We start from the raw sequence: 23710 nt of genomic DNA on the forward strand, positions 1-23710 counted from the left end.
CCGGTGTCGGTCGGCGGGCTGATTAGACTCCAGTGTTGCCCACGTCACTCTCCGAAGCCTAAAGGGTTCTTCCACTGAGTGGAAATGAATAGTGCTTAGCATCTCTTGGCATGTGCGGGGCGCTCAGGCCCTGGCTCAGGCCTTGCGCGTGCGGTGTGGCTGCCCGGGCAAGACGCCACCCGGCATACGCCGCTGCGCCTGTGTGTGAGCGCCCGCCAATTAACCCGGGCGGCGGGCTGTGGGGCGCAGGCTTTTGCGCGCAATGTGGCTGCCCAGCAAGACCCCACCGGCCGCCGTGGCGCGTGGTGCGGCTGGCTGGCAATATGCCCGGGCGGCGGGCTGTGGGCCGGGCGCTCAGGCCTTGCGCGCGATGTGGCTGCCCAGCAAGGACTCCAGCGGGATATGCGCGGTGGCGCGCTCGATCTGCGTCGAGACGCCGCGCAGTGCCGGCAGGTGCCGCGTCATCGTCGCGGCCTGCGACGTCAGCAACACCAGCCCCAGCCCGGCTCCGACCCGACCGGTGTGGAAGACCGGCACGGCGATGGAGCAAGAGCCGAGCCGGACTTCCTCCAGCGTGGTGGCGTAGCCCTGCTCGCGGATCTGGCCCAGTTCCTCCGCCAGGCGCCCGGGAACAATGTGGGTGTGGGCGGTGGGACGCTCCAGCTGCCGGTTCAAGTAGGCGGTGCGCACCCAATCCTCCTCGTACGCAAGAATGACCTTCCCGACGGCGGTGGCGTGCATCGGCAGCCGGCCGCCGACCCGCGAGGCACGGGGCACGCGCTTAGTGCCGTAAATGCGCTCGATGTACAGCACCTCGTGGCCTTCCCGGACCGCCAGCTGTGACGTCTCGCCGGTGAGCGAGAACAGGTCCTGCACGAACGGGCGCGCGGCATCACGCAGTTGCCGGCCGGCGTTCTGCGCCAGCTCCCAGAGGCGGATACCCAGTTGGTAGCGGCCGTTGGCGCCGCGGGAGAGAAAGCCCCATTCCGTCAACTCCGAGACCAGCCGGTGCGTGGTGCTCAAGGGCAGGCCGGAACCCTCGGAAATCTGGGTCAGGCTCAACGCGCTGCGGGATTGTTCGAAAGCTTCAAGGATGGCCAGCACACGGGACGTGACCGTGCGTCCCGGATCTCGGCTACCGCCGGCCATAGCTGCCTCCCACATTCCGCCGGCGGTCTCGTGAAGCCGGGCGTCGTCGTCCGGGCAAACCCGGGCACCGCCGTCGTCGTCCGGGCAAAGCCGAACACCGCCGTCGTCAGCGCCCCGGTGCTTCGCAGCCAGTACCCTCGCGCACCGGCCGAATCCGAGTCTAGCCGTCGGCAAGCAACGCCCGGCGCTGGGGCCACAATGTCACCGATTCCAGCGCGGACAGCGCGCGCGCCATGGCCTTGGCCTCCTCCGTGAAGAGATGGCCCAGGACGCGCTGGCTGCAGAGCCGGAGGGCCTGGCCGCGGTCCAGCCCGAACCACTCCATCACGGTGTCGACGCCGTGCGGACTGAGCCGCCACGTTTTATCTGCATCCTTGACGATCGCGTCCTCGATCGAGAGGGCCTCCTTGCGCGAGTCGTGCCCGTCGATGATCTCCAGGATGCGCGGAATGAGCTCCGGCTCGTGGCCGGCCTCTTCGAGGATCCCGGCTGCCAGTCGGGCGCCTTCCTTCTCGTGCAGCAACACGAGGTCGGGCCGGCCGCCGCCCGGGGCGATCGCGGAGAGGACCTGGTCCGGAGGCACTTGGGACCAGCCGATGTCGTGCAGCATGATGGCCGGAAGGACGACGCCGGCGTCGGCCTCCGGGTGGGCGGCCAGCATGGCCTGGGCCAGGCCGTAGGCGTAGAGCGTGTGGGCGTCGTTGTCGCGGACGGCCAGCAACGGTGCCGCGTGCTGCCAGATCCGGTCCAAGTGCGCATCCAGGTGCACCACGCCGTCCGGCTCGGCCTCGATGGCGGCGACGACGTCGTGGCCGAACAGGTTGGCGGCGGGCAGCAGCTTGGTCATGCCCACAGCATGACGAGCAATCGCCGGGCGGGCAACCGCCTGGTTCCGCTGGACGGAAGGTCGGCTGGGGCCGGCTGCTCAGGGGCGGGTTGGTCGGCGGGGGGTGGGCGGGTCGCTTTGCGGGCCGAGGCCGTCGCGGCGAAGCACCGCCCGGCGTAGCCGGAGGGCGCACAGTCCCCGGTGGTGCGGTTTAGAAACGGCACGGCACCAGACTGTCCATATTTAACCGGATGCTTAAGCATCATGCCTAGTCAGACGCGGGTGGGTCGGGTGAAACATGGACAGTTATGGCTAAACTTGGACAGCTGCGCGCTGGGGGGTGCACGGCCAACCCCGCGGACGATCCGGAGACAGCCCATCCAGCCCCGCGACGCCCCCGACGCCGCACGCCCACTCCGCCACCATCGCCGGCCCGCGCTAGCCGGTGTTCCGCAGACCCGCGGCGATGCCGTTGACGGTGATCAGCATCGCCCGCTGCAAGGCTTCATCCGGCTCCGACGTCCGGATGCGCCGCAGCAATTCCACCTGCATGTACGAGATCGGGTCCAGGTACTGGTCGCGGATGTGAAGCGAGCGCTGCAGCACCGGCTGGTTGTCGAGCAGTTCGTTTTCGCCAGTCAGGTTCCGGATTTCGGCCACGGTCAGCTCAAACTCGGCGCGGATGTCGTCGAACAGGTGCCGCAGCTGCGCAGGCACCAGGGTGGAGACGTAATGCGCCGCGATCTCCAGATCGGTCTTGGCCAGCGTCATCTCCACGTTCGAGATGAAGGACTGGAAGTAGTGCCAGTTGCTGATCATCTCGCGCAGCTGCGGCTGCAGCCCGGCGGCCCGGGCGGCCCGCAGGCCGCTGCCCACGCCGTACCAGCCAGGAACGATCTGCCGCGACTGGGTCCAGCCGAACACCCAGGTGATGGCCCGCAGCTTGCCAAGCCCCGGACCCGCGGTCGTGTCCGCGTCGGTCCGGTCTGCAGGGCGCGAACCGAATTTGACCGTGCTCAGCTGCTCCACCGGCGTCGAAGTCCGGAAGTACTCCGGCAGGTCCGGATGCTCCACCAGCAGGCGGTAGCGCTCATAGGCCGCGCCGGAGATCACCTCCATAGCCGCGTGGTACCGGCCGCGTTCGGCCTCCGAGGTCCGCGGCTCTTGGTGCAGCGCGGAGGCCTGCAGCACGGCCGCGAGCGCCAGCTCCAGGTTTTCCCGGGCCAGCTCCGGCAGGGTGTACTTGTCGGAAATGACTTCGCCCTGCTCGGTGAACTTGATCTCGCCGGCCAGCGCACCGTTGGGTTGGGCGAGGATCGCGTCGTAGGTGGGCCCGCCGCCGCGGCCGACCGACCCGCCGCGGCCATGGAAGAAACGCAGCCGCACCCCGTGCCGGGCGGCCACGTCGCGCAGCACCAGCTGAGCCTTGTGGATTTCCCACTGGCTGGTGGCCACGCCGGCTTCCATGTTCGAGTCCGAGTAGCCGAACATGACCTCCTGCAGATCGCCGCGCAGCCGCACAATCCGGCGGTACTGCGGGTCCGAGAGCAGGTCGTCCAGGATCCGCCCTCCGCTGCGCAGGGCCTCCACGCTTTCCAGCAGCGGCGCGAACCCGATCAGCGCCTTCGGCTCGGGCCCATCCAGCGCCAGCAGTCCCGCCTCGCGCGCCAACACGGCGGCGGCCAGCACGTCGTCGGCGCCGCGTGCCCGGGACACAATATAGGTCTCCACCGCATCCGGGCCGTACTGTCGCAGGGCCTCGGCGATCGCGCCGAATACCTCCAGCGTGCGCGCGCGCTTCTTTTTCAACGACGACGGCGGAGCCAGCGGTCCCGGCGAGAGCAGCAGCGAGGAAAGCAGTTGCTGCCGCGGACCGCGCGCCAAGTCGAGGTAGTCTTCCGGCGCCGCAGCGTCGGCCGAGGCGTCCGTGCCGCCCTCGGCTGTCGCCACACCCGCCGGCGCAGCACCCCCGGCCGCAACACCCGCCGCCGCGCCACCACCCGCCGCCCCCAATCCGGGTGCAGCACCCCCGGCCGCCGGCCCCAAGTGCGCCGCCGCGCCCGACGCCGCGCCACCACGCGCGGTCCCCAATACGGCCGCAGCGCTTGCGGCCCCCACAGCCGCCGTCGCACCCGCCGCTGTCCGCGCCGCATCGCGGGCAGCCAGCAGCGCCGCGACCGCCTTGTGGTGCTTTCCCGCGTTGTCCCGGAAGTCCAGGGTGGCCAGGTGAAGTCCGACGGTCGAGACCGCCCGGCGCACGGCGGCCAGCGAACCGTCCGCCACCAGCGACGCGGTGTGGGCGCGCAGGGACTGCTCGATCGGCGCCAGGTCGGCCAGCACCTCCGCCGTCGAGCTGTAGTCCCGTCCGGGCTCGTGCGGGAGCCGGCGCTGGATCCGGGCACTGGTGTTGAGCAGCTTCGCCTTGATGCAGGTCAGTTTCAGCCGGTAGGGCTCGTGCGCGTTCAGCTCGCGCACCCGGGCGTCCAGGCCCGGCAGGTTCTCCAGGTCCCTGGCCACGGAGTCCAGCAGCTCGTCGCTGGCGGCCACGATCGTCGTCGAGTTGGACAGCACCGCGATCAGGCCGTCCACAAAGCCGATGTTGATCCGCACCGCGTGCTGGTTCTGCAGCTGGAAGACCTCATGCGTCACGTCCACGGTGACCAGCGGATTGCCGTCCCGGTCGCCGCCGATCCAGGACCCGAAACGCAGCGGCGCCCCGTCGGCGGGCAGCGTCACGCCATGTTCGGAGAGCAGCTCGGCCAGGTCTCCCATCAGCTCCGGCATGGTGTTGGTGAGGATGTTGCCCAGGTAGTAGACGGCGTTGCGCGCCTCATCCACCGGGCTGGGCCGCACGTGCCGCAGCTCGTCCGTCTGCCACATCTGGTCGATGATCTCGGCCAACCGCCGGTCCTGCCGCCGCCGCGCGGTGCTGCCCTCCGCCGTCGTGGTGGACAGCAGGTCGGAGATGGCGCGCAGCTTGTCCAGCACGGTCCGCCGCGACGCCTCTGTGGGATGCGCGGTGAAGACGGGGCGGACGTCCAGCTGGTTGACGGCGCGCTGCAGCGCCTCGGGCCCCGCTTCCTCGGCAATCTGCGCCACCGTGCGCAGCAACTGCCCGTCTTCCTCCGGCCGGGCACGCAATTGGCGCACCCGGTGCACCTGTTCGGCGGCGTTGGCCAGGTGGAAATAGAAGGCAAAAGCCCGCACCAGGTCGGTGGCCTCGCCCACGTCCAGCCCCGCGAGCAGTTCGCGGACCTGGTCGATCACCTCACGGGCCGTCCACGGCCCGGTGGCCTCGCCCTCGCCGCGGGCCGCTTCCTTGGACTCCTTGGTCAGCAGTCGCACCTGCTCCACCAGATCCAGCAGCTCCGGCCCATGCTGGCGCGCCAGCGATGCCCCCAGCAACGTGCTCACCCGGCGCACGTCGGCGCGCAGGCTCGCGTCGAGGTCCCGGTCGCGGGCGGAGTGCGGCATGGGTGCGTCCTTTCGCGTCCTGCGGGCGGCTGCGGCGGGCGTGCCGTTCCCGGGGACTCCAAGCTTCGGCACGGTCCACCTCAAGCGTACGACGGCGGCGCCTCGCCTTTCGCCGAGAGAGTCCGGGAGGCGCCGGTTACCTCGGCGCCGCCCGGGACCCGTCGGTTGCCTCGCCGCCTGCCGGACCGCCCCGCCTAACGGGACCGCACGTTACTGGGGGGCGGTGTTCGCCCGCCTACCGGACCGTTCGGTTACTTGGGGGCCATCCGGATCGCGCCGTCCAGCCGGATGGTTTCGCCGTTGAGCATCGAGTTGGCCACGATGTGCGCGGCCAGCTCCGCGTACTCGGCCGGCCGCCCCAGCCGGGACGGGTGCGGCACCTGCTGGCCCAGCGAGTCCTGCGCCTGTTGCGGCAGCCCGGCCATCATCGGCGTCTCGAAGATGCCCGGCGCGATGGTGACCACCCGGATCAGCGAGCGCGCCAGTTCCCGCGCGAGCGGAAGCGTCATGGCCGCCACTCCGCCCTTGGAGGCAGCGTAGGCGGGCTGGCCGATCTGGCCGTCGAAGGCCGCCACGGAGGCGGTGTTGATGATGACGCCGCGCTCGGGCCCTCCCAGTTCGGTTTCCACCGGTTCGGTGGCGGCCATGACGGCGGCGGCCAGCCGGATCACGTTGAAGGTGCCGACCAGGTTGATTTGTACCACCTTGGTGAACGCTTCCAGCGGCAGCACCCCGTCGCAGCCCAGCACCTTGCCCGGTGTGGCGACACCGGCGCAGTTCACCACGATCCTCAGCGGTCCCAGCGCCGCGGCCTGGTCCACCGCCGCTTGCACCTGGTCCTCACTGGTCACGTCCGCGAGGGCAAACACGGCCCGGTCTCCGAGTCCCGCGGCGAACTCTTTCCCCTTCGAGCCGGGCAGGTCCATCAGCACCACCGACGCTCCGGCAGCATGTAACCGGCGGGCCGTCGCGGCCCCCAGCCCCGATGCTCCGCCCGTGATCAACGCTACGGTTCCGGCAACCTCCACTGAATCCTCCTCAGGGTCCTCAACGCTCGTCCCGACCGCCGGCCTCCCGGCGGCACTGCACACCTCAGCCTAATGTGGCCCGGCGCACAGCCCAGGCACCGGCGGGCCCGGTCGGGCAGATTCCGGCCTGCGCCTCCCCCGATTCGCCGCTAGGCTGGTCCACATGCCCACCCTGCCCGGCGGCGGAGCCTTCCGCCCGCCCAACTCCGCGTTGGCGGCAGGACGCGCGGACGAGGCCGCCATCGCCGTCGTCCGTCATTTCAACCAGCGCTTGCTGGGCCTTCCGTTCACCGTGCTTGGCGCGGTCCGCCGGCCCTCCCCCGGCCAGTCCGGGCCATGGCACTACTGGTGGCAGGCCCACTTCCTGGACTGCCTGGTGGATGCCGGGTGGCGGGAACTGCACCGGGACCAGCATTACGACGGCGGCAACGGGCCGAGCGCCGGCCGCCTCGCGGCGCGACTGCTGCGCACGATCCGATGGCGCAACGGTTTCCGCTTCCCCAACTCCTACTACGACGACATGGCCTGGCTGGCCTTGGCCGCGCAACGGCTGAACACGCTGGCCGCCGCAGCGCACAAACCGCGCTTCCGGAACAGGGCCGCCGCGCGCCGCCTGCTGCCCGAGCTGGAATCGGCCCATACCGCGGACCTGGGCGGCGGCCTGTTCTGGAACACCGCCAGGGACTTCAAAAACACCCCCGCAACGGCACCGGCGGCCCTCTACCTGGCCCGCGCGGGCGACCGGAAGCAGGCCGCCCGGCTCCTGGACTGGCTGGACGCCACCATGTATGCGCCCGGGCAACGGCTGTACCTCGACGGCGTCCGGGTCTCGGGCGGGCAGCCGGTCTTGGTGGACGACATCTACACCTACAACCAGGGGCCGGTGCTCGGGGCACTGCTGGAAACGGGCCGGGACGCCGATCTGAGGCGGGCAACCGAACTGGTGCACGGCATCGCGGCCAGTCTGGTCCAAGGGCCTTCGACACCACCGGATGCAGCCCCCGACGCGGGCACGGCCACCACAGGCCCGGCCGCCGCGGGCACAACCGCCGCGACCACAGGGACAGCCGGCTCCGGCGGCCAACTCGTCCTGCGCACGCACGGCGCCGGCGACGGCGGCCTGTTCACCGGGATCCTGGCCCGGTACCTGGCCCTGGCCGCCCGGTCCGAGCGCTTGCCGGACCCGGCGCGCGAACTGGCCGCGCGGATGGTCTTCGATACCGCGCAAGGCTTTTGGGACGGGCGGGCCATCGAAAACCACCGCAACTGGGAGGTGCTGGTCTTCTCCCCCGACCCCGCGGTTCCTGCCGCCGCGGCTCCCGGGCCCGGCGCCGGCGTCGAACTGTCCACCCAACTGCAAGCCTGGATGACCTTGGAGGCCGCCGCCACGCTGGCCGAATGACGGGCGGCCGGGCCGCGCGTCCTGCCGGCCGTTCGGCCGGCCGTCAGGACGGTTTCTTCTGCTGCGGATACGGTGCTTCGTGCCGGGCCAGCATCTCCACGAAGCCGGTGATCTTGCGCTGCCGGCCGGCATCGGTCTTCAGCTGGGCCAACCGGTGGATCAGCGCAAAGCGGTTCTGCGACGTGAGCACCTCGAACATCGCCTGCGCTTCCGGGACGGCGGCGATCGCCGCGGCCAGGTCCTCGGGCACCTCCGCGGTGGCCGGACCGGCGTAGGCCTTCTCCCAGCGGCCGTCGGCCTGCGCCGCGGCCACCGCCGCACGGCCGGCCTCGTGCATCTTGCCGGCCTGCTCCAGCCGCTCGATGTACCCGACGTTCCGCAGCGACCAGATGCTGCGCTTCGTCCGCGGGGTGAAGCGTTGGAAGGAGCTTTCCGCGTCTCGCCGTCGGGCCTGCCCGTCGATCCAGCCAAAACACAGCGCCTCGTCCAGCGCCGCAGCATAATCGAGGGCGGTCACCGTGCCGCCCTTCTTGCTCAGGATCAGCCACACGCCCGCCGACGAGGCGTGGTTCTCCTCCAGCCAGGCTCGCCACGCCGCGGCGTCTGGCACCAGTAACTCCGGAAGCTCAGCAGGCATGCCCTATGGCAGCACGGCAGCGCCGCGTCGTCCAGTAGTTTTTTGGTATCGCCGCGTGCCGACCCAAAGGAGAACCCAGATGCTGCGCGTCCGCCCCGTGTTGACCACCTCCCGCATCGGTCCGTGGCGGGACTTGCTGACCGCGGCAGGGCTGGCCTGCGTGGCCGACCACGGCGGCGCCCGGCTGGAGTTCGACGCCGGCTCGGGGCGGCTGGACCTGTGCCCGGCCGATGCCGGCGACGCCGCCGACGGCCGCCTGGAACTGGGCTTCGAGGTCCGTGACCTGGACGAGTTTGTCCTCCGCACCGTGGCCGACGGCACGCGGGCGGAGATCGAGGAGGGCGCCCACGGCCTGGCCGCGCGGGTCACCGCACCATCGGGCCTCAGCTTCCTGGCGAAGGCCGCCGCGCCGTCGTCCGGGCACTTTGCCGGGCAGAACCCGCCGGATCCGGCGCTGTCCGTCATGCCCGTCTGGGTGACGCCGGACGTGCGGGGTACCGCGGCCACCCTCCGCGGGATCGGCGCGCGTCCCCGCTTCGGCGGCGATGCCGGCGACCGGGCGGACTTCGCGGCGAAGAACGGTGGGCTGGTCGCGGTGCAGCACGGCGGGGCGGAGCATCTCGGGCTGGCTTTTGAGTACGACGACGACCTGCCCGCCTTGCGGGAACGCCTCACCGCGGCCGGTTACGGCTGCTCCTTGGCGGACGAGGCTGGCCGGCACATCCTTCTGGTGGGGCATCCGGACGGCGCGAATCCTGCCGGCGGAGGCTGTCTGCGGTTCAGCGCCCCGCGAAACGACTCGGCCTGAAACCGCCCCCTGCCGCCGACGCATCGGTCCTGATGGGACCGGCGGTTCCGCGGTTCGGGCGGGTCCGGCCGTGGTTGCCCCGCAGTGGAACGGACGCGCCGTGGAAGGCGGCCTGCGTGACTGGCGTCGCAGCGGTGCGGTAGAACAAGTACATGAGCGTACGCACTCCCGACCCGTATCCCGGCTGGCTGTCCCACGAGGATCTGCACGAGGCGCGGCAACGCCTGCCGATGCTCTATGTAGAGGCAGTGCCGGTGCGGCTGGACTCGCTGGGGTACGTGACGGAAATCGGCCTGCTGCTGCAGGCATCGGACGAAGGCGAGATGGTGCGCACGTTCGTCTCCGGACGGGTGATGTACCGCGAGACGGTCCGTGCCGCCCTGGTGCGCCACCTGGAGAAGGACCTGGGGCCGCTGGCCTTACCGCAGCTGCCGGCCAGCCCGGTGCCGTTTACGGTGGCGGAGTACTTCCCGTCGCCGTCCGAAACCGGGCTGACCGATGACCGGCAGCATGCCGTGGCCCTGGCCTACGTCATCCCGGTCACCGGAGAATGCAACCCGCGTCAGGATGCCCTGGAACTGAGCTGGATGACGCCGGAAGATGCGCTGAGCCAGGCGGTCCAGTCCGAATTCATCGGCGGCCGCGGCAACCTGCTGCGCCAGGCGCTGGCGCACGCGGGCTGGTGCCGCTGACCGCCGGTCCTGCCTCGGCGGGGACGGGTTGGCCGTCGGCGGGGACGGGTTGACCGCCCCCGCCTACTTCGGCAGCATCCAGGCGTACATCTGGGCGGCCAGGTCCCGGGACTGCTCCCGGTGCTGGTCCTGGTAGCGCAGCCGCTTCAGCGGGACCGGCCGCTGGCTGCGACGGTTGGCAAGATCCGTCAGGACCGTGCCCGCGGCCCGCAGCAGAACGGTCAGACGGCTCCTGCTGCGGAACTGCTCGGGATGAACGGGGGCGTGCGTCGGCACTTCGCCTAGGCGGGCCTCCGGGGCAAGAATAATGCTCATGGCTGTATTCAGCTTTCACAAGAATGTAGGGCTGCTGTGCGTGAGGTACTTCGTCGGAAGAACTGACGAGGGACGGTTCCGGAAGGAACTTTTCGATATCTTGGACGCTATCGGCGATCGCGGTCATCTTCGGTCCTCGATCCCGAGCCGGATACCGATTTTTTTGGGCCCGCGGTATCCGATGCGGAAACCAACGCCAGTGCGCAGCGTTCCTATTCCCGCGATGGGAAGCGCGTGAGACTCCGCTCACAATCCATCGTTTCATCACGTCGGCATACTGGACACCGGGCCTAGCCTCCCCCCGGAAAGATAACGGATTCATATACTGTTCAGACGATCGCGAGCGTGACTAAGGATTTACCCATGACGGAACAGCAGGCCGAGACATACATCCACCATGTCAAGGCCGAGGCAGTAGCCGCCGGCTCCCGGTTTCTGACCCGTTCCGGCGAGCACTCGGCGCCGGTGGCAAGCACCGCCGTCGTACCCGACGATTTCGGCACACCGGCGCTGGTGTTGGCCACGCTGGAAGACGGCAGCAAGGTGCGCATTGCCCACGGTTCGCGCATCCGCGTCGCTTCCTCCCGCAGGCCCGCCCCGTTGCCCGGCGCGCTGGCACTGGCTGAACTGGAACTGATTCCGGCCGAGGACGGCACTCCCGAGGCGGTGGTGGTCGAGGTCGCGCGCGCGCACGCACGCAACGCCCGGGTCCAGGGGCTGGCCGCCCGCTTGAGCCGCGGCCTCAACACCAAGGCCGGCAGCCACCTGCAGGATGTGCGGGACCTGGCCCATATTCTCTTCGTGGAGCTGGACGACCGGGAACGCGCGCTCACGGTCTGCCGGCTGATCATCGACCAGCCGTTCGACGGGAACTTCGGCCGGTGGAAATGGATCGAGTCGACGCTGGCCATGGCCGCCCACATGCTGCGGGAGTCCGGCGACGAGGATGACCAGCAGGAAGCCCTGCGGTTGGCCGAGGCGCTGCGCACCCCGGACGACTCCGACGAGGACCCCTTCCGTGCGAAGGTCAACGCGGAGGTCCGCCAGCGCCAGCTGAACGAGCCGAACCTCTATGACAAAGAGATCCACCGCGCCATGGCCGCCGCCGACCGCGACCTGGAGCGAGAGTGGCGCGAACTCCGACTGAGCTCGTTGTTGTACCTGCGCGCGCACGGCGGATCCGAGACCCTGGAACCGGTCGAATTGGACCGCCGGATCAGCAACGAACTGGTGGCGATCCGCGCGCTGGACGCCCAGCAGCGGAACTCCTAGGTACGCAGGGCCACACTCTGGCCACCCCTGCGGCCCGCGGGTAAAGTCGGCCGCATGACGGATAGCGGTGTTGAACCGGCAACCGATCCCCTGAGCGTCCACATCAATGCGGACGCCCGCCAAGTCTGGGTCATGCTGCGCGAGCCCAAGTCCATCGCGCAATGGCACGGCTGGGACATGAAAGGCCTCGACGAGGAGATCCGCGAGATCTACTTCACCGGTGCCACCGAATCCGAAGACCACAAACGGCTCACCCTGAGCAACGGCGATGCCTTTATCCTGGACCCGGTGGGCGACGGCGTCCGGCTCACCCTCGAGCGCGGCCGGGAGTCCGGCGAGAAGTCCGACGAATGGTGGGAGGACGTCACCGAAGGCTGGCTGACCTTCCTGCAGCAGCTGCGGTTCGCGCTGGAGCGGCACCCCAACGACTCCCGCCAGACCACCTACCTCGGCGCGGACTCACTGCCGCCCGACGGCCTGCTCGCCAGCCTGGGACTCGACAACCTGCCGGAGCCGGACGAGCCGTACTCCACGACGCTGGCCACCGGCGAGGCTTTGTCCGGCAAGGTGTGGTTCCGGTCGGAACGCCAGCTCGGACTGACCGTGGATTCCTACGCCGACCATGGCGGCGGCCTCCTGATTGTTGCGACGACGCCGCCGCACCCGGAGGGCCGGCCGGAGGGAGGCTGCCAGGTGCTGATCAGCTGCTATGGCCTGGGTGCCCGGCGGCTCGCTGAAATCCGGGATGCCTGGGAGAACTGGCGCAGCGCCGCGCTGCCCGGCGCCGACCCGCTGGTACCCGGCAGCACCGCGGGGCCGGTCGTCGAATAGACCACCCGCCCCCGGCCGGGCGGCGGCCGGGGAACCGTTCATCCCTCGCCTCGGTGCTTGCGCTGGAACCGCCGCCGGTTCTTCATGCGCACGGTGCGCTGGTGCATCAGGTACACCAGGCTCAGCCCGACCAGCGCACCGATCGCGGTCTGCAAGGCCCGGTCCACCATCAGCTCCTGCGGATCCGTGGGGGCAGCGAGCTCGGTCATGATCAGCGCCAACGGCGTGATGAAGATCAGTGCGAGGGCATAGTGGCGCAGCACGAACATCTCGGCCGCGAACTGCAGCACCACCACCATCAGCACCAGCACCCACGGCGCCGGATGCGGGGCCAGCAGCACCCCGGCCACCGCCACGCCCGCAAAGGTGCCCAGGATGCGGTGCACGCCCTTGTTCACCCGCTGGGCCAGGCTGGGGCCGGCGATCGGGGCCACCGCGGCCACCATCGCCCAGTAGTTGTGCCCCAGCCCCACGATGGTGGCGAGGGTCCCGGCCGCCAACACCGCCACGGCATTCGCGGCGGCCTCCACCCCGAATTCCCGCCAGTGTTCGGCCGTCAGCTCCTGTTTCGGCGGCGGCGCCATGGACGTCCGCCAGGACGGCACCAACCGGCTGCTGATCCCGATCAGCATGGCAAGCCCCACGCTCACCAGTCCGGTCAGCATGGCCTGCCACAACGGCGCCGTCAGCGGAATCGAGCCGATGGCGGCATAACCGAAGGTGAAGAAGATGACCCCAGCCGGCCGCAGCCGGAAGTAGTTGACAGCCAGGGACCACAGCCCGGCCACCGCGGTCGTGCCGAACACGATCCCCCACGGCCCGGGGTCGGCCCGGGCAGTGAGCGCGCCGAGGAACATGACCAACAGGATCAGGACGCCGAACTGGCCTTGATGCCGCAGCCTGGAGCCGTGTGCTTCGCCGCGGCCGTAGATCCCCGTGAAGGCGCCGAAGGCGGCGAAAACCATCAGGTCAAACCGGCCGAACGCCAGCAGGGCAAGCAGCGGCAGGCCCACGCTTAGACCGCACCGCGTGGCCACGATATGGTCCTGGCGTGCCGGGCCCACCCGGAAGAACTCGCGCACGTGCTGCTTCAGCATTCTGTCCGCCCCTTCGGTTGCCCACTGTATCTACGTTGCAGCAAGGCCTCTTCTCAAGCCTAGGACGCTTGCCGAAGCAACCGTCATCCTGTGGGAGACCCGACATGCCGGTGTTGGCCCGGCCACACGGCCGAGGATCCCGGCGCGGACGGCGGCGGAGGCTCGGGACAGCCATGCCGCCGCCCCCGCACCCAGCACCCCGGCCCCCGCACGCTGGCCCCGGAGTCCGGCCGCCGCCCGGTAAGGCAAAATGGTGGGGTGCCCCAGTCTGATTTTTCCTTCCGCGTCGGCAGCCGCCTGTCCGACACCTCCAGCCCCTCACCCGCCCAAGTGGAGGACAACGGGGGCGAATTCCAGGGCCGCACCGGAACCATCACCACCCCGCACGGGGAGATCCAGACCCCGGCCTTCATCGCCGTCGGCACCAAAGCCACGGTCAAGGCCGTGCTCCCCGAGTCGATGAAGGAGCTCGGCGCCCAGGCGCTGCTGGCCAACGCGTACCACCTGTACCTGCAGCCCGGGGCGGCGGTGCTCGATGCGGCCGGCGGGCTGGGCAGGTTCATGAACTGGGACGGACCCACCTTCACCGATTCCGGCGGCTTCCAGGTGATGAGCCTGGGCTCCGGGTTCAAGAAGGTCATCAGCATGGACGCGGCCGCGGCAGGCAGCGGCTCCGATGACCGGGTGGCACCGGGCAAGGAACGCCTGGCCCATGTGGACGACGACGGCGTCTGGTTCAAGTCGCATCTTAACGGCGACAAGCACCGCTTCACGCCGGAAATCTCCATGCAGGTGCAGCACCAGCTGGGGGCCGACATCATGTTCGCCTTTGACGAGCTGACCACGCTGATGAACTCGCGCGGCTACCAGGAGGAGTCGCTGGAACGCACGCGGCGGTGGGCCGAGCGGTGCGTCACCGAGCACGAGCGGCTCACCGAGGAACGCTCCCACCGGCCGTACCAGGCGCTCTTCGGGGTGATTCAGGGCGCCCAGTACGAAGACCTGCGGCGCAAGGCCTGCCGCGACCTCGGAGCAATGAACTTCGACGGCTTCGGCATCGGCGGCGCGCTGGAGAAGGAGAACCTGGGCACGATCGTGCGCTGGTGCACCGAGGAGCTACCCGAGGACAAGCCCCGGCATCTGCTGGGCATTTCCGAACCCGACGACATCTTCACCGCGATCGAGAACGGTGCTGACACCTTCGACTGCGTCTCCCCCACCCGGGTGGCGCGCAACTCCGCGTTTTACACGCCCGACGGGCGCAAGAACCTGTCCAACCGGCGGTTCAAGTTGGACTTCACTCCCTTGGTGGACGGCTGCGACTGCTACACGTGCGCGAACTACACGCGCGCCTACATCCACCACCTGTACAAGGCCAACGAGATGGTCAGCCACACGCTGATTTCCATCCACAACGAGCGCTTCACCGTGAAGCTGGTCGACGATGCCCGGCTGGCAATCGACAGCGGTTCCTTCTTTGATTTCAAGGCCGAGGTGCTGGGCCGCTACTACGCCTGATCTGCCCGGACGTGCCCGGGACAGGGCCCCGGCAGGCCCGAGGCTGGGACAGGTCCCGGCACGCGGAAGGCCGCCGTCGTTTCCGTGAGAACGACGGCGGCCTTCCGCGTCTGGGCGCGCGCCTGTGTCAGGCAGCCAACGCCACGTCGGCCAGCTCCGTACTCGGAGCCAGGATCTTCAGCCGGCAGTCGGCCTGCCCGGGATCGGCATGGGCGGGCAGTGCTCCGGCCTCCGCGCACTCTTGCAGGCATGCCAGGACTGCCCCGTCCACGGAGGCATTTTGCAGGTCAATGGTTATCTGGAGTCCCGCGGCCAGCGAGTTCGCCCGCTTGGCCAATGAGTAGACGGCCAAAACGTTCCGCTCGTCGACGCGCCCGCGTACCTCGATGTGCGCGGCTGAACACTCCAAGTCGACCCGGACCGTGACCTTGAGTTTGCCACTCATCGGGCCGCAGCCTTCGGCGCCGTGGAACTTCGGAGTGCGCCGGTGGAGGCACGGCGCCGACGACGGCCGGCCTTGCCCTCCAGGGCCCATGACTTGTGGAACCGGCTGCGCTGTTCCTGCGGTACCAGCCGGAGGAATACGGGATGGTTGAACACTTGCTGCCTGGCTTCCTGGCAGAACGGCAGCACCCGGAGCCGGCGGCGGTGCGCTTCAACGAGTGCCCGGCGCACCAAGTCGCCGGCGAGGCCCAGTCCGCGGTGCCAGCGGTCTTCGTCAATCTGGAGGAGCCACATCTCGCCGTCTTGGATCTTGTACTGCAGCGACGCGGCCACTTCCCCGTCCACATAGGCGTCGAAGCGTGATGCGTCGTAGTTGTTGCGTATTACCTGCATGCCTCTCCTCACTTAGCGTCTCCAACCGAAGGTGCGGTCGTGACGCGACCGGCTCCCCTGGCTGGGAACCTCAGACCCGGCGGTGCCGGCCTGAACGGTAATCATGCTTACGATGTAAGCAAAGCATGCTTATTATCAATCTGCAAAGTGGCGCAGCTAAATTGCTTCACCGCGGAGGCAATGAAGCACGACGCCGGAAGCGCGGCAGCGGCAAGGTGCGGACCGTGTCCGCGATCAGGTCAGCTGACTGTCCAGGCGCTCAAGGAGCCAATCCAGGGAAGCTTCGAATTCCTGCTTGGCGCGGTCCTGGGACAGCAGGCCCTGCAGTTTCTGCAGCAGCGGATAGTCGGTGAGGTCGGTTTGGCCGGGCGGCGGCGTACCCTCCTCGACCGGCCCTATATCGGCACCGAGCGCAGCCACCTCCAGCAGCAAGTGGCCAATGAGGAAACTGCTGAAGGCCCGGTAGGCCTCCACGGCCTGTTCGTTGCTGAAGCCCGCGCCGGTCATGGCCTTGAGGAACGATTCCACCCACTTCAGGCTGCGCAGGGGCGGCTGCACCCAGGGGGCCTCGGTCGGGCGGGTGGCAATCAGCGGGAACACCTGCGGATGCTGAACGGCAAGCCGGCGCAGCCCGTGGGCAAGCCGCAGCAGGTAGTCCTGCCACCCGTGGCGGGGTTCCACATACACTTCCGGGTCCCTGTACAGCTCGTCGACCACTTTCTCCACGATGCCGTCGAGCAGGTGCTCCCGCGACGGGACGTAGCGGTAAAGCGACATGGCCTCGACATCCAGCTCCGCACCGAGGCGCCGCATACTCAGTTGACGGACCCCGTGCTGCTCAATGAACGCTGCGCCAGCCTCCAGGATCCGCTGTCGATCCAGTCGCTGCCTGTCGTGGCCGCCGTGGCCCGCATCAGCCGCCGAAGATTGTTCGGGTTCGACCATTGACCGCTCCCTCCTGCATTCGCGCCCCAGCCTACGCGCCGGGCTTCACCGTGTCCTCCCGCCCGCCGGCCTGAGCCCCTGGGCGGGCCGGATAATTCGGTACCGGAAGTACCTGATTTTCCGCGGTAACCCGCGGTTTTGCCGCCGTTGGCCGAAGTATGAAAAGTTTTGGGCAGGAGACGCCAGAAAATCGGCGGCGGGGCTCGATTCCTAAGGTCTTACATTGTAAGCTGGGCCTTCCGGGGCCCCGGACTCCGCATCACCGATGCTGACATGCCCTGCGGGCGGGATTCGTCCCTCGGCAAGATAGGAAGTAGAGCAATGGATGAGCACTTGAAACAGGTCTGGACCGCCTCGGCAGCGGTAGAAACGCTGCAGGGCGAAATGGATCAGGCGGAGACGATTCTTGACTCTGCCATCGACGAAGCGCTCAAGGCCGGGGCCGCCCCGGAGGAGATCAGCGGGGCAGCGAACTTGTCTCCGACGGAGCTCAGTGAACGCGTCCCGGCGCTCGCCGCCGAGGATCAGCCTGCGGAAGAAGACGGCGCACCCGTGTAGGACGGTTCGCGTTTCTTCACCCGCCCGATGACAGCGGTCGTGACGGGAACGAAGAGGAATTCCACCGCTGTCTTGTAGATGAAGCCGACGGCCACGTAGTTGATGAACGTGGGAACATCGCCGATGCCGATCACGGAGGCGGCGATGGAACAGAAAATCAGAGTGTCCGCGAATTCGCCGACACCGGTCGAACCCATCAGGCGCGCCCACAGCCGGCGTTCACCCCAGCGCTCCTTCATGCGCACCAGCACCCAGGAGTTCAGCGTCTGGCCCACGAGGAAGCCCAAAAGGCTGGCCAGCACGATCAGCGGCACCGGGCCGAGCGCACCTTCGAGAGCCTCTTGTTTCATCTGCCCGAACTCGTCGTCAAAGCCGGGCAGCGCGATGATCACCCAGTAGCACAGCGAGGCGAAGACCGATAGCGCGAAGGTGGTGAGGATGGCTTTCCGCGCCACCTTGAAGCCGTAGACCTCGCTGATCACGTCGCCCAGAATGTACGCCAGCGGGAACAGGAAAAATCCGCCGTCGGTGACGATGGGACCCAGCGCAACGCCCTTGGAAGCGCCGATGTTGGACAGGATCAGGACCACGGCCATGACGGCAAGCATGATGCCGAAGTAGGGGCTGCCGATCGAGGCAAAACGGGCAGGCGCGCGGGATTGCAGTTCAGTCATGATGGTGTTCACCCTCGTAGTAGTGGTTCGCGCAACGTTTCGCACCTCCCGGTGACCTGGTGAAACGTCCGCTGTATTAGCACTAGTGGTCCGTCTGCCACCCGGACCGCCAACCATTCTCCCATGCGCGCGGGGCTTTCCTGCACGAGCCTGTCCCACTGGCACATTCTCCCGCACCTGCGCCGCCCGCTGCTCCACGGCCGCCGCCGTCCTATTCTGGCTGTATGAGCGAGGACCCCGAACCCGACGACTTCGAGGACAACAACCCGCGCCACCGGGTGACGTTCGGGTTCGCGGCCTTCGTGGTCGGATTCCTCGTGGCCGTCTCCGTGTTCGCGCTGGGCGCCCTGCTGCTCACCCTGGCCGGTGGTCCGCTGAGTTGGCACCAATTCGCCTCGGCGGCACTCCTGGCGCTGGTCGTCGGGTTGTACGCCGGCGGCGTCGGCCTGGTCATCGGCGCGCCCATCGCCTTCGTGCTGGGAATGTTGCTCCGGCCGGTGGCCAACCAATGGCTGCACGTGCTGGCGTTCTTCGCGGTCATGACGGCGGCTTCGTTCCTGATCCTGGTCTCGCTCTCCAGCGGCGACCCGCTCGGCACGCTGGAACTGGCGGCGCTGATCGGGTTGGCCGCGGCGATCGGCCGGTTCAGCGTGTGGCGGATGGTGGACATCCGCTGAGCCGGCGCGAACCCAAGGGCGTCCCCCTGCTCCCCGTCAGCGCCCCGCTGGTTCACCCCGGCGGTGAGCGCCGCCGTCGTTATTAGGAGCCTGAGGGCGTGTCAGTGGAAAATGGGCGCATGTCTGTTTCCACTACCGAAACCAAGCGGCCCGCCATCACGCTGACCATCGCCGGCTCCGAAGCCACCGGAGGCGCGGGAGCTCAGGCGGACCTGAAGACCTTCCAGGCTTTAGGCACCTACGGCATCACCGCCCTGACCTGCATCGTGTCCTTCAATCCCAAGGACAACTGGAACCACCGCTTCGTCCCGGTGGACGCCGGCGTCATCGCCGATCAGTTGGAGGCCATCCAAACCTGTTATGAAGGGTCGCTGAAGACGGTCAAGCTGGGCATGCTCGGCTCGCCCGCGACCATCGACACCGTCGCGGCGGCGCTGCAGAACCAGGAATGGGACAACATCGTGCTGGACCCGGTACTCATCTGCAAGGGGCAGGAACCCGGCCACGCGCTGGACACGGACCAGGCGCTCAAGGCGCAGGTGCTGCCGCTGGCCACCTTTGTCACCCCGAACCACTTCGAAGCCGAGTCCCTCTCCGGGATCACGATCAACGACGTCGAGGACCTGAAACGGGCCGCCAAAATCATCCACGAGGCCTCTGGCGCCGCGGTACTGGCCAAGGGCGGCGTGCGCCTGGCCGGCCCGGACGCGGTGGACGTCTTCTACGACGGGGAGACGCTCGAAGTGCTGTCCGCGCCGAAGGTCGGCGAAGTGGCCGTCTCCGGCGCCGGCTGCTCCCTGGCCGCCGCGGTGACGGCCGAACTGGCCAAGGGAGCCACCCCGCTGCAGGCCGCCAAAACGGCGAAGGACTTCGTCACCGAGGGCATCAAGGCCCGGGTTTCCTCCAACGCACCGTTCGACGCACTCTGGCAGGGCGGCGCCGCGCTGTCCTGACCTGCGCACCCCGGCGCGCGCCCGCTTCCGGGCCAGGTGGCCTATTAACGACGACGGCGGCGCCCTCCCCGGGAAGCCCGCAAGCCTCCGGTGGTGGGCACCGCCGTCGTCAGCGGTTGACGGAATCAGACCGTCTGGACGGCGATCTCCGCGCCCAGGCGGGGCAGCCGCGGGAACCAGGGGTTCTCGCCCGGGGTGCCGACGTTGACCACCATGAACGTGCGGTGGGAGGTACCGGCGTTGAAGTCCTCGTCGATGCCGGCGGCGTCGAACGCGCCCATCGGGCCGGCGTGCAGGCCCACGGCGCGGACGGCCATGATGAAGTAGCCGGCCTGCAGCCACGCGTTGTTCTTGGCGACCTCTGCACGCATTTCGGCGTTGTCGTCGAACATTGCCTTGCGCTCGGGAGCGTGCGGGAAGAACGTCTCAAAGTGCTCGTGCCAGTCGGCGTCGTAGCTGAGCACGGCGACCATCGGAGCCGTCAGCGTCTTGGCGCGGTTGCCTTCCGCCATGCGGGCGCCCAGCTTTTCGCGGGCCTCGGCGGAGCGGACCCAGGTGATGCGCAGCGGCTGGTTGTTCATCATGGTCGGGCCCATCTTGGCCAGCTCATAGATGGCCGCGAGCTGCTCGTCCGAGACCGGCTCGGTGGAGAAGGTGTTCGCGGTGCGGGCTTCCAGGAACAGCTGGTTCGCGGCCTCGCGGTCCACGGACAGTTCGTTCTCCAGGCTGACGTCAACGGTTTCGACGCTCATGTGACTCCTTAGTTGAGGGATGGGTCTACAGGGTTGAACACCGCCTCTCCACGCCGGAATTTCCTGCCGGCCTGTGAGGTTCGTTACGCCTCCGGCCCTCTCGGCCGCGGGGCAGGCATGCCGACACGCCTGAATGGTGGCCGCCTGCGGGAGCTCATGCCCCGTTCCGTGCGCCCTTGTCGCATAGGCAAGACCGCAGCCCGCGACTAGGGTGGAGCGAAACAGGAAGGCGGCATTCGTTGGTTAAGACCATGCAGGCCATGACCTACTCCCGTTACGGCGGGCCGGAGGTGCTGGAGCAGTCAGAGGTTTCGCGGCCGAAGGTGGCACCGGGTTCGGTGCTTATCCGGGTCAAGGCAGCCAGCGTAAACCCGGTGGACTGGAAGGTGATGTCCGGCGGACTGGACTCGATGCTGGACGTCCACTTCCCGGTGATCCCCGGCTGGGACGTGGCCGGGGTCGTCGAGGAAGTAGGACCGGACACCCCCGAATTCACGCCCGGTGACGAAGTCTATGCCTACGGCCGCCGGGACACCGTAAGCGGCGGCACGTACGCGGAGCTCGTGGCGCTGCCGGTATCCATGGTGGCGCGCAAGCCGGAATCGCTGAGCTGGGAGCAGGCAGCCGGCCTGCCGCTTGCAGGCATGGTGGCACAACGGACCCTGGACGCCTTGGCCCCCGCAACGGGCGAGACGCTCCTGATCCACAACGGTTCGGGCGGAGTCGGTCGAATTGCCATCCAGCTCGCCGTCGAGCGCGGCCTCCGGGTCATCGCCACCGCCTCGAAGCAACACCACCAACGGCTGCGGGACCTGGGGGCCGAGCCAGTGGAATACGGCGACGGGCTGGTGCACCGCGTGCGCGGGCTCGCCCCGCAGGGCGCGGACGCCGTCGCGGACTTCGTGGGAGGCGTCCTGGAGGACACCTTGGCCATGCTGCGCAACGGCGGACGGCACGCGTCGATCGCCGATCCGACCGCGGCCAAACGCGGCGGCCACTATATCTGGGTACGTCCCGACGGCGCCGAGCTCGCACGGCTGAGCGAACTGGCCGACGCCGGCAAGCTCACCGTGGACATTGCCCGCACGTTTTCGATGGACCAGGCCGCGGACGCAATGCGCTACAGCCAGGAAGGCCATGCCTCCGGCAAGATCGTGCTGACAACGTTCGCGGGACACGCCGGCTAAAGGGCAACGCCGAATAAGGGGTCACGCCGTAGAAGGCAGCGCGACCACGACACGGACGCCTGGACCCCTCACGACGACGGGCCCGCCCTCAGCGGTTAAGCTGCGGGCGGGCCCGTCGGCGCAGTCGGCGCAGTCAGTCCTTCTGCGACGCCCGGCCCTGCGGCGCCAGCTCGGCCAGCAGTTCCTTGAGCCGCGCGTCCGTCAGGTACGTCATGCCGGTGAGGACGTCGGTGATCCGGCGTCGGTCCTCGGGCCGGAACCGCGTGCTGTCCAGCATGTCGGAGACCCACAGCCCGTCCATCGCCAGCCTGACGATGATCCCGATGATGCCAACGGGCTCGCGCGGGTCAAGATCCTGCCGGTCCAGCCGCTGGTTCAGGTAGACCAGCGATTCGGCCAGGTTCGGTTGCCGTATCGCCGTGGACAGCAACGCCGTCTGGTTGCGGTCGTTGTTGGCCTGGGCGTCGGAAAACGCCGCGATGTAGGCGCGCTCCTCGGCGCCCAGCGGCTCCGGATCGGCGTCGGCACGCTCGCCCAGCTCGTGCACCAATTCCATGATGATCGCCTCGACGTCGCGCTCGACCTCGTCGATCGGCGCCCCAGGTTCGAACATGTTGCCCTCCCGTAGTTCCCGGCGGGTTTGCCGCCTTGGCCAGTCTATCCACCGCGGCGCGGCGCTGCCGCCCCTCGGTATTGTGCGCCGCTCCCGCCCGGCTCCGCCCACATCGTAGTCAACTATTACGATGCCGGAGCCCGTCTTACGTGCCGCGCGTCACCCCGTCACGCGCCGCGGATAGTCTGTACAGGCAACTAATCAACTCCCGCGGGGAAGGAGCAGCGTGGCCACCACCAGCGCCGTCCGGCCGCGGGCCGACGCGGCATGGATCGTCGTCGTTCTCGCCGGCGTTACAGCCGCGATGCACATCTGGAAGCTGCCTTCCGCCATTCCCGTCATCCAGGACGAGCTCGGCATGTCCCTGGTGCAGGCCGGAGTGCTGCTGGGAGTGGTGCAGGTGGCCGGCATGGTCGGCGGCCTGGCGGTATCCCTGCTCGCGGAGATGATCGGCGCGCGCCGCTGCCTGCTCGCCGGCCTCTGGCTGCTCATCATCGGATCGGTCATCGGGGGCTTCGCCGACTCGGCCGCCCTGCTGATGGCTTGCCGGGCCCTCGAAGGCGCGGGCTTCCTGCTGACCACGGTGGTGGCGCCCGGGCTGATCCGCGCGAACACTCCCGGCGTCCGGGTCAACCTGGCGGTCGGCTTCTGGAGCGCGTACCAGGGCTTCGCGACCTTCGCCGGCCTGGTGGCCAGCGCGCTCATCCTGCAGGCCACAAGCTGGCACACGTGGTGGTGGATCATGGCCGCCCTGACGCTCATACCGATCCCGCTGGTGCTGAAGTTCGTGCCGCAGGACCCGGCGCGCGGCGGTTCCGGCCTGCCTGCGGCCACCCGTCGCATCGGCCGCACCGTCCGGTCCGGCAAGCCGTGGATCGCCGGCGTGGTGTTCGCCTGCTACACCGTCCAGTGGATGGCCGTGGTCGGCTTCCTGCCCACCATCTACGAGCAGAACGGGGTCACCGGCATCTGGCCGGGCATCCTGTCCGCGGTGGTGGGCGGCCTCAACGCGTTGGGGGCCATTGGCACCGCTCCCCTGCTGCAGCGCGGCGTCCCTCCGCGCCTGCTGATCATCCCCACCTTCATCCTGATGGGCACGACGACGGTGCTCACCTTCGGCATCGACTGGAACGTGGCGCCGGGCGGCATGGCCACCCAGTTCGCCTGTGTGGCGCTGTTTTCCATGGTGGGCGCGGTGATCCCGTCCACCCTCACCCGCATGGCCGTGGACCTGGCGCCGGCGGACGGTTCCCCGCCGGCCGCCATGGGATTGATGCAGCAGATCTTCAACGTCGGCAACTTCACCGGCCCGGCCATCGTCGCCTGGCTGGCCACGGTCACCGGCGGCTGGCAGTCCACCTGGTGGATGACCTGCACGTTCGCGGCCCTGGGCATCGGCCTGAGCCTGTACTTGAGCGAGAAACGCCTGGGGCTCAGCTTCGCCCACCGGTAACCCCGCGCATGC

At 68.8% G+C, this 23710-nt stretch carries 24 protein-coding genes; 11 read left to right on the forward strand and 13 right to left on the reverse strand.

The annotated features are described in order from the left end of the window. Positions 1–354 precede the first annotated feature (354 nt). The 4 genes from AC5RVD_RS04305 to AC5RVD_RS04320 all read right to left on the reverse strand — a co-directional run bounded on the left by AC5RVD_RS04305 (position 355) and on the right by AC5RVD_RS04320 (position 6477). Positions 355–1149 (reverse strand): IclR family transcriptional regulator, encoded by a 795-nt coding sequence (locus AC5RVD_RS04305; protein ID WP_494126120.1) that lies wholly within the window; start codon positions 1147–1149, stop codon positions 355–357. Positions 1150–1309: 160 nt separating this feature from the next. Next, the gene (locus AC5RVD_RS04310; RefSeq protein WP_494126121.1) at positions 1310–1996 is read right to left on the reverse strand and encodes an HD domain-containing protein; all 687 of its coding nucleotides are present in this window, start codon (positions 1994–1996) and stop codon (positions 1310–1312) included. A gap of 417 nt (positions 1997–2413) precedes the next feature. After that, positions 2414–5449, reverse strand: coding sequence for a phosphoenolpyruvate carboxylase (locus AC5RVD_RS04315; protein WP_494126122.1), 3036 nt, complete (start codon positions 5447–5449; stop codon positions 2414–2416). 251 nt (positions 5450–5700) lie between these two features. Next, positions 5701–6477: an SDR family NAD(P)-dependent oxidoreductase gene (locus AC5RVD_RS04320; RefSeq protein WP_494126123.1), complete on the reverse strand. Its 777-nt coding sequence runs from the start codon at positions 6475–6477 to the stop codon at positions 5701–5703. Between the two features lie 163 nt (positions 6478–6640). On the opposite strand from AC5RVD_RS04320, the gene AC5RVD_RS04325 reads away from it, so the two are divergent. After that, positions 6641–7879: a glycoside hydrolase family 76 protein gene (locus AC5RVD_RS04325; protein WP_494126124.1), complete on the forward strand. Its 1239-nt coding sequence runs from the start codon at positions 6641–6643 to the stop codon at positions 7877–7879. A gap of 43 nt (positions 7880–7922) precedes the next feature. Here the strand turns inward: AC5RVD_RS04325 and AC5RVD_RS04330 are convergent, their stop codons facing one another. Beyond that, positions 7923–8516, reverse strand: a complete 594-nt coding sequence (locus tag AC5RVD_RS04330) for a YdeI/OmpD-associated family protein (protein ID WP_494111835.1) — start codon at positions 8514–8516, stop codon at positions 7923–7925. A gap of 79 nt (positions 8517–8595) precedes the next feature. Between AC5RVD_RS04330 and AC5RVD_RS04335 the strand changes: the two genes are divergently transcribed. Beyond that, on the forward strand, positions 8596–9324 hold the full coding sequence (locus AC5RVD_RS04335) for a VOC family protein (RefSeq protein WP_494126125.1): 729 nt from the start codon (positions 8596–8598) through the stop codon (positions 9322–9324). Between the two features lie 152 nt (positions 9325–9476). After that, positions 9477–10016 carry an NUDIX hydrolase family protein gene (locus AC5RVD_RS04340; RefSeq protein WP_494111833.1) on the forward strand — a complete coding sequence of 180 codons (540 nt, stop codon included), beginning with the start codon at positions 9477–9479 and terminating at the stop codon, positions 10014–10016. A gap of 63 nt (positions 10017–10079) precedes the next feature. On the opposite strand, the gene AC5RVD_RS04345 is transcribed toward AC5RVD_RS04340, so the two are convergent. Beyond that, positions 10080–10331 carry a hypothetical protein gene (locus tag AC5RVD_RS04345; protein WP_493988763.1) on the reverse strand — a complete coding sequence of 84 codons (252 nt, stop codon included), beginning with the start codon at positions 10329–10331 and terminating at the stop codon, positions 10080–10082. A 363-nt stretch (positions 10332–10694) separates the two neighbouring features. On the opposite strand from AC5RVD_RS04345, the gene AC5RVD_RS04350 reads away from it, so the two are divergent. After that, positions 10695–11603 (forward strand): DUF6707 family protein, encoded by a 909-nt coding sequence (locus AC5RVD_RS04350; protein ID WP_494126126.1) that lies wholly within the window; start codon positions 10695–10697, stop codon positions 11601–11603. 54 nt (positions 11604–11657) lie between these two features. Further along, a complete protein-coding gene (locus AC5RVD_RS04355; protein WP_494126127.1) occupies positions 11658–12434 on the forward strand; it encodes an SRPBCC family protein in 777 nt (258 codons plus the stop codon). Positions 12435–12472: 38 nt separating this feature from the next. On the opposite strand, the gene AC5RVD_RS04360 is transcribed toward AC5RVD_RS04355, so the two are convergent. Then, the gene (locus tag AC5RVD_RS04360) at positions 12473–13531 is read right to left on the reverse strand and encodes an FUSC family protein (RefSeq protein ID WP_494126128.1); all 1059 of its coding nucleotides are present in this window, start codon (positions 13529–13531) and stop codon (positions 12473–12475) included. Between the two features lie 258 nt (positions 13532–13789). Here AC5RVD_RS04360 and tgt point away from each other — a divergent pair, with 258 nt between their 5' ends. Beyond that, entirely contained in the window at positions 13790–15049 is a 1260-nt protein-coding gene (gene tgt, locus AC5RVD_RS04365) for a tRNA guanosine(34) transglycosylase Tgt (RefSeq protein WP_494111828.1), read from the forward strand. A gap of 127 nt (positions 15050–15176) precedes the next feature. Here the strand turns inward: tgt and AC5RVD_RS04370 are convergent, their stop codons facing one another. The 3 genes from AC5RVD_RS04370 to AC5RVD_RS04380 all read right to left on the reverse strand — a co-directional run bounded on the left by AC5RVD_RS04370 (position 15177) and on the right by AC5RVD_RS04380 (position 16831). Next, positions 15177–15494, reverse strand: a complete 318-nt coding sequence (locus tag AC5RVD_RS04370; protein WP_494111827.1) for a hypothetical protein — start codon at positions 15492–15494, stop codon at positions 15177–15179. Next, positions 15491–15886 carry a GNAT family N-acetyltransferase gene (locus AC5RVD_RS04375; protein WP_494111826.1) on the reverse strand — a complete coding sequence of 132 codons (396 nt, stop codon included), beginning with the start codon at positions 15884–15886 and terminating at the stop codon, positions 15491–15493. The genes AC5RVD_RS04370 and AC5RVD_RS04375 overlap by 4 nt, the downstream gene beginning before the upstream one ends. A gap of 234 nt (positions 15887–16120) precedes the next feature. Next, on the reverse strand, positions 16121–16831 hold the full coding sequence (locus tag AC5RVD_RS04380; RefSeq protein ID WP_494126129.1) for a TetR/AcrR family transcriptional regulator: 711 nt from the start codon (positions 16829–16831) through the stop codon (positions 16121–16123). Positions 16832–17152: 321 nt separating this feature from the next. On the opposite strand from AC5RVD_RS04380, the gene AC5RVD_RS04385 reads away from it, so the two are divergent. Continuing rightward, the gene (locus AC5RVD_RS04385) at positions 17153–17389 is read left to right on the forward strand and encodes a hypothetical protein (RefSeq protein ID WP_494111824.1); all 237 of its coding nucleotides are present in this window, start codon (positions 17153–17155) and stop codon (positions 17387–17389) included. On the opposite strand, the gene AC5RVD_RS04390 is transcribed toward AC5RVD_RS04385, so the two are convergent. Continuing rightward, on the reverse strand, positions 17356–18063 hold the full coding sequence (locus tag AC5RVD_RS04390) for a queuosine precursor transporter (protein WP_494111823.1): 708 nt from the start codon (positions 18061–18063) through the stop codon (positions 17356–17358). The genes AC5RVD_RS04385 and AC5RVD_RS04390 overlap by 34 nt on opposite strands. Before the next feature lie 224 nt (positions 18064–18287). Here AC5RVD_RS04390 and AC5RVD_RS04395 point away from each other — a divergent pair, with 224 nt between their 5' ends. After that, on the forward strand, positions 18288–18740 hold the full coding sequence (locus AC5RVD_RS04395) for a hypothetical protein (protein ID WP_494111822.1): 453 nt from the start codon (positions 18288–18290) through the stop codon (positions 18738–18740). Between the two features lie 119 nt (positions 18741–18859). Next, the gene (thiD, locus tag AC5RVD_RS04400) at positions 18860–19693 is read left to right on the forward strand and encodes a bifunctional hydroxymethylpyrimidine kinase/phosphomethylpyrimidine kinase (protein ID WP_494111821.1); all 834 of its coding nucleotides are present in this window, start codon (positions 18860–18862) and stop codon (positions 19691–19693) included. 125 nt (positions 19694–19818) lie between these two features. On the opposite strand, the gene AC5RVD_RS04405 is transcribed toward thiD, so the two are convergent. After that, positions 19819–20445, reverse strand: a complete 627-nt coding sequence (locus tag AC5RVD_RS04405) for a malonic semialdehyde reductase (RefSeq protein ID WP_494111820.1) — start codon at positions 20443–20445, stop codon at positions 19819–19821. 251 nt (positions 20446–20696) lie between these two features. Here AC5RVD_RS04405 and AC5RVD_RS04410 point away from each other — a divergent pair, with 251 nt between their 5' ends. After that, positions 20697–21632: an NADP-dependent oxidoreductase gene (locus AC5RVD_RS04410; RefSeq protein WP_494111924.1), complete on the forward strand. Its 936-nt coding sequence runs from the start codon at positions 20697–20699 to the stop codon at positions 21630–21632. Between the two features lie 133 nt (positions 21633–21765). On the opposite strand, the gene AC5RVD_RS04415 is transcribed toward AC5RVD_RS04410, so the two are convergent. Next, the gene (locus AC5RVD_RS04415) at positions 21766–22245 is read right to left on the reverse strand and encodes a TetR family transcriptional regulator (RefSeq protein WP_494111819.1); all 480 of its coding nucleotides are present in this window, start codon (positions 22243–22245) and stop codon (positions 21766–21768) included. A gap of 226 nt (positions 22246–22471) precedes the next feature. Between AC5RVD_RS04415 and AC5RVD_RS04420 the strand changes: the two genes are divergently transcribed. Next, positions 22472–23698: an MFS transporter gene (locus tag AC5RVD_RS04420; protein ID WP_494126130.1), complete on the forward strand. Its 1227-nt coding sequence runs from the start codon at positions 22472–22474 to the stop codon at positions 23696–23698. Positions 23699–23710: the final 12 nt, after the last annotated feature.

The organism is Arthrobacter sp. THG-b23 (genome assembly GCF_059091265.1).

Coding starts and splice junctions, on each gene's coding strand:
- AC5RVD_RS04305 (WP_494126120.1), bottom strand. CDS start 1,149: ATGGCCGGCGGTAGCCGAGATCCGGGACGCACGGTCACGTCCCGTGTG.
- AC5RVD_RS04310 (WP_494126121.1), bottom strand. CDS start 1,996: ATGACCAAGCTGCTGCCCGCCGCCAACCTGTTCGGCCACGACGTCGTC.
- AC5RVD_RS04315 (WP_494126122.1), bottom strand. CDS start 5,449: ATGCCGCACTCCGCCCGCGACCGGGACCTCGACGCGAGCCTGCGCGCC.
- AC5RVD_RS04325 (WP_494126124.1), top strand. CDS start 6,641: ATGCCCACCCTGCCCGGCGGCGGAGCCTTCCGCCCGCCCAACTCCGCG.
- AC5RVD_RS04330 (WP_494111835.1), bottom strand. CDS start 8,516: ATGCCTGCTGAGCTTCCGGAGTTACTGGTGCCAGACGCCGCGGCGTGG.
- AC5RVD_RS04335 (WP_494126125.1), top strand. CDS start 8,596: ATGCTGCGCGTCCGCCCCGTGTTGACCACCTCCCGCATCGGTCCGTGG.
- AC5RVD_RS04340 (WP_494111833.1), top strand. CDS start 9,477: ATGAGCGTACGCACTCCCGACCCGTATCCCGGCTGGCTGTCCCACGAG.
- AC5RVD_RS04345 (WP_493988763.1), bottom strand. CDS start 10,331: ATGAGCATTATTCTTGCCCCGGAGGCCCGCCTAGGCGAAGTGCCGACG.
- AC5RVD_RS04350 (WP_494126126.1), top strand. CDS start 10,695: ATGACGGAACAGCAGGCCGAGACATACATCCACCATGTCAAGGCCGAG.
- AC5RVD_RS04355 (WP_494126127.1), top strand. CDS start 11,658: ATGACGGATAGCGGTGTTGAACCGGCAACCGATCCCCTGAGCGTCCAC.
- AC5RVD_RS04360 (WP_494126128.1), bottom strand. CDS start 13,531: ATGCTGAAGCAGCACGTGCGCGAGTTCTTCCGGGTGGGCCCGGCACGC.
- AC5RVD_RS04370 (WP_494111827.1), bottom strand. CDS start 15,494: ATGAGTGGCAAACTCAAGGTCACGGTCCGGGTCGACTTGGAGTGTTCA.
- AC5RVD_RS04375 (WP_494111826.1), bottom strand. CDS start 15,886: ATGCAGGTAATACGCAACAACTACGACGCATCACGCTTCGACGCCTAT.
- AC5RVD_RS04380 (WP_494126129.1), bottom strand. CDS start 16,831: ATGGTCGAACCCGAACAATCTTCGGCGGCTGATGCGGGCCACGGCGGC.
- AC5RVD_RS04385 (WP_494111824.1), top strand. CDS start 17,153: ATGGATGAGCACTTGAAACAGGTCTGGACCGCCTCGGCAGCGGTAGAA.
- AC5RVD_RS04390 (WP_494111823.1), bottom strand. CDS start 18,063: ATGACTGAACTGCAATCCCGCGCGCCTGCCCGTTTTGCCTCGATCGGC.
- AC5RVD_RS04395 (WP_494111822.1), top strand. CDS start 18,288: ATGAGCGAGGACCCCGAACCCGACGACTTCGAGGACAACAACCCGCGC.
- thiD (WP_494111821.1), top strand. CDS start 18,860: ATGTCTGTTTCCACTACCGAAACCAAGCGGCCCGCCATCACGCTGACC.
- AC5RVD_RS04405 (WP_494111820.1), bottom strand. CDS start 20,445: ATGAGCGTCGAAACCGTTGACGTCAGCCTGGAGAACGAACTGTCCGTG.
- AC5RVD_RS04410 (WP_494111924.1), top strand. CDS start 20,697: ATGCAGGCCATGACCTACTCCCGTTACGGCGGGCCGGAGGTGCTGGAG.
- AC5RVD_RS04415 (WP_494111819.1), bottom strand. CDS start 22,245: ATGTTCGAACCTGGGGCGCCGATCGACGAGGTCGAGCGCGACGTCGAG.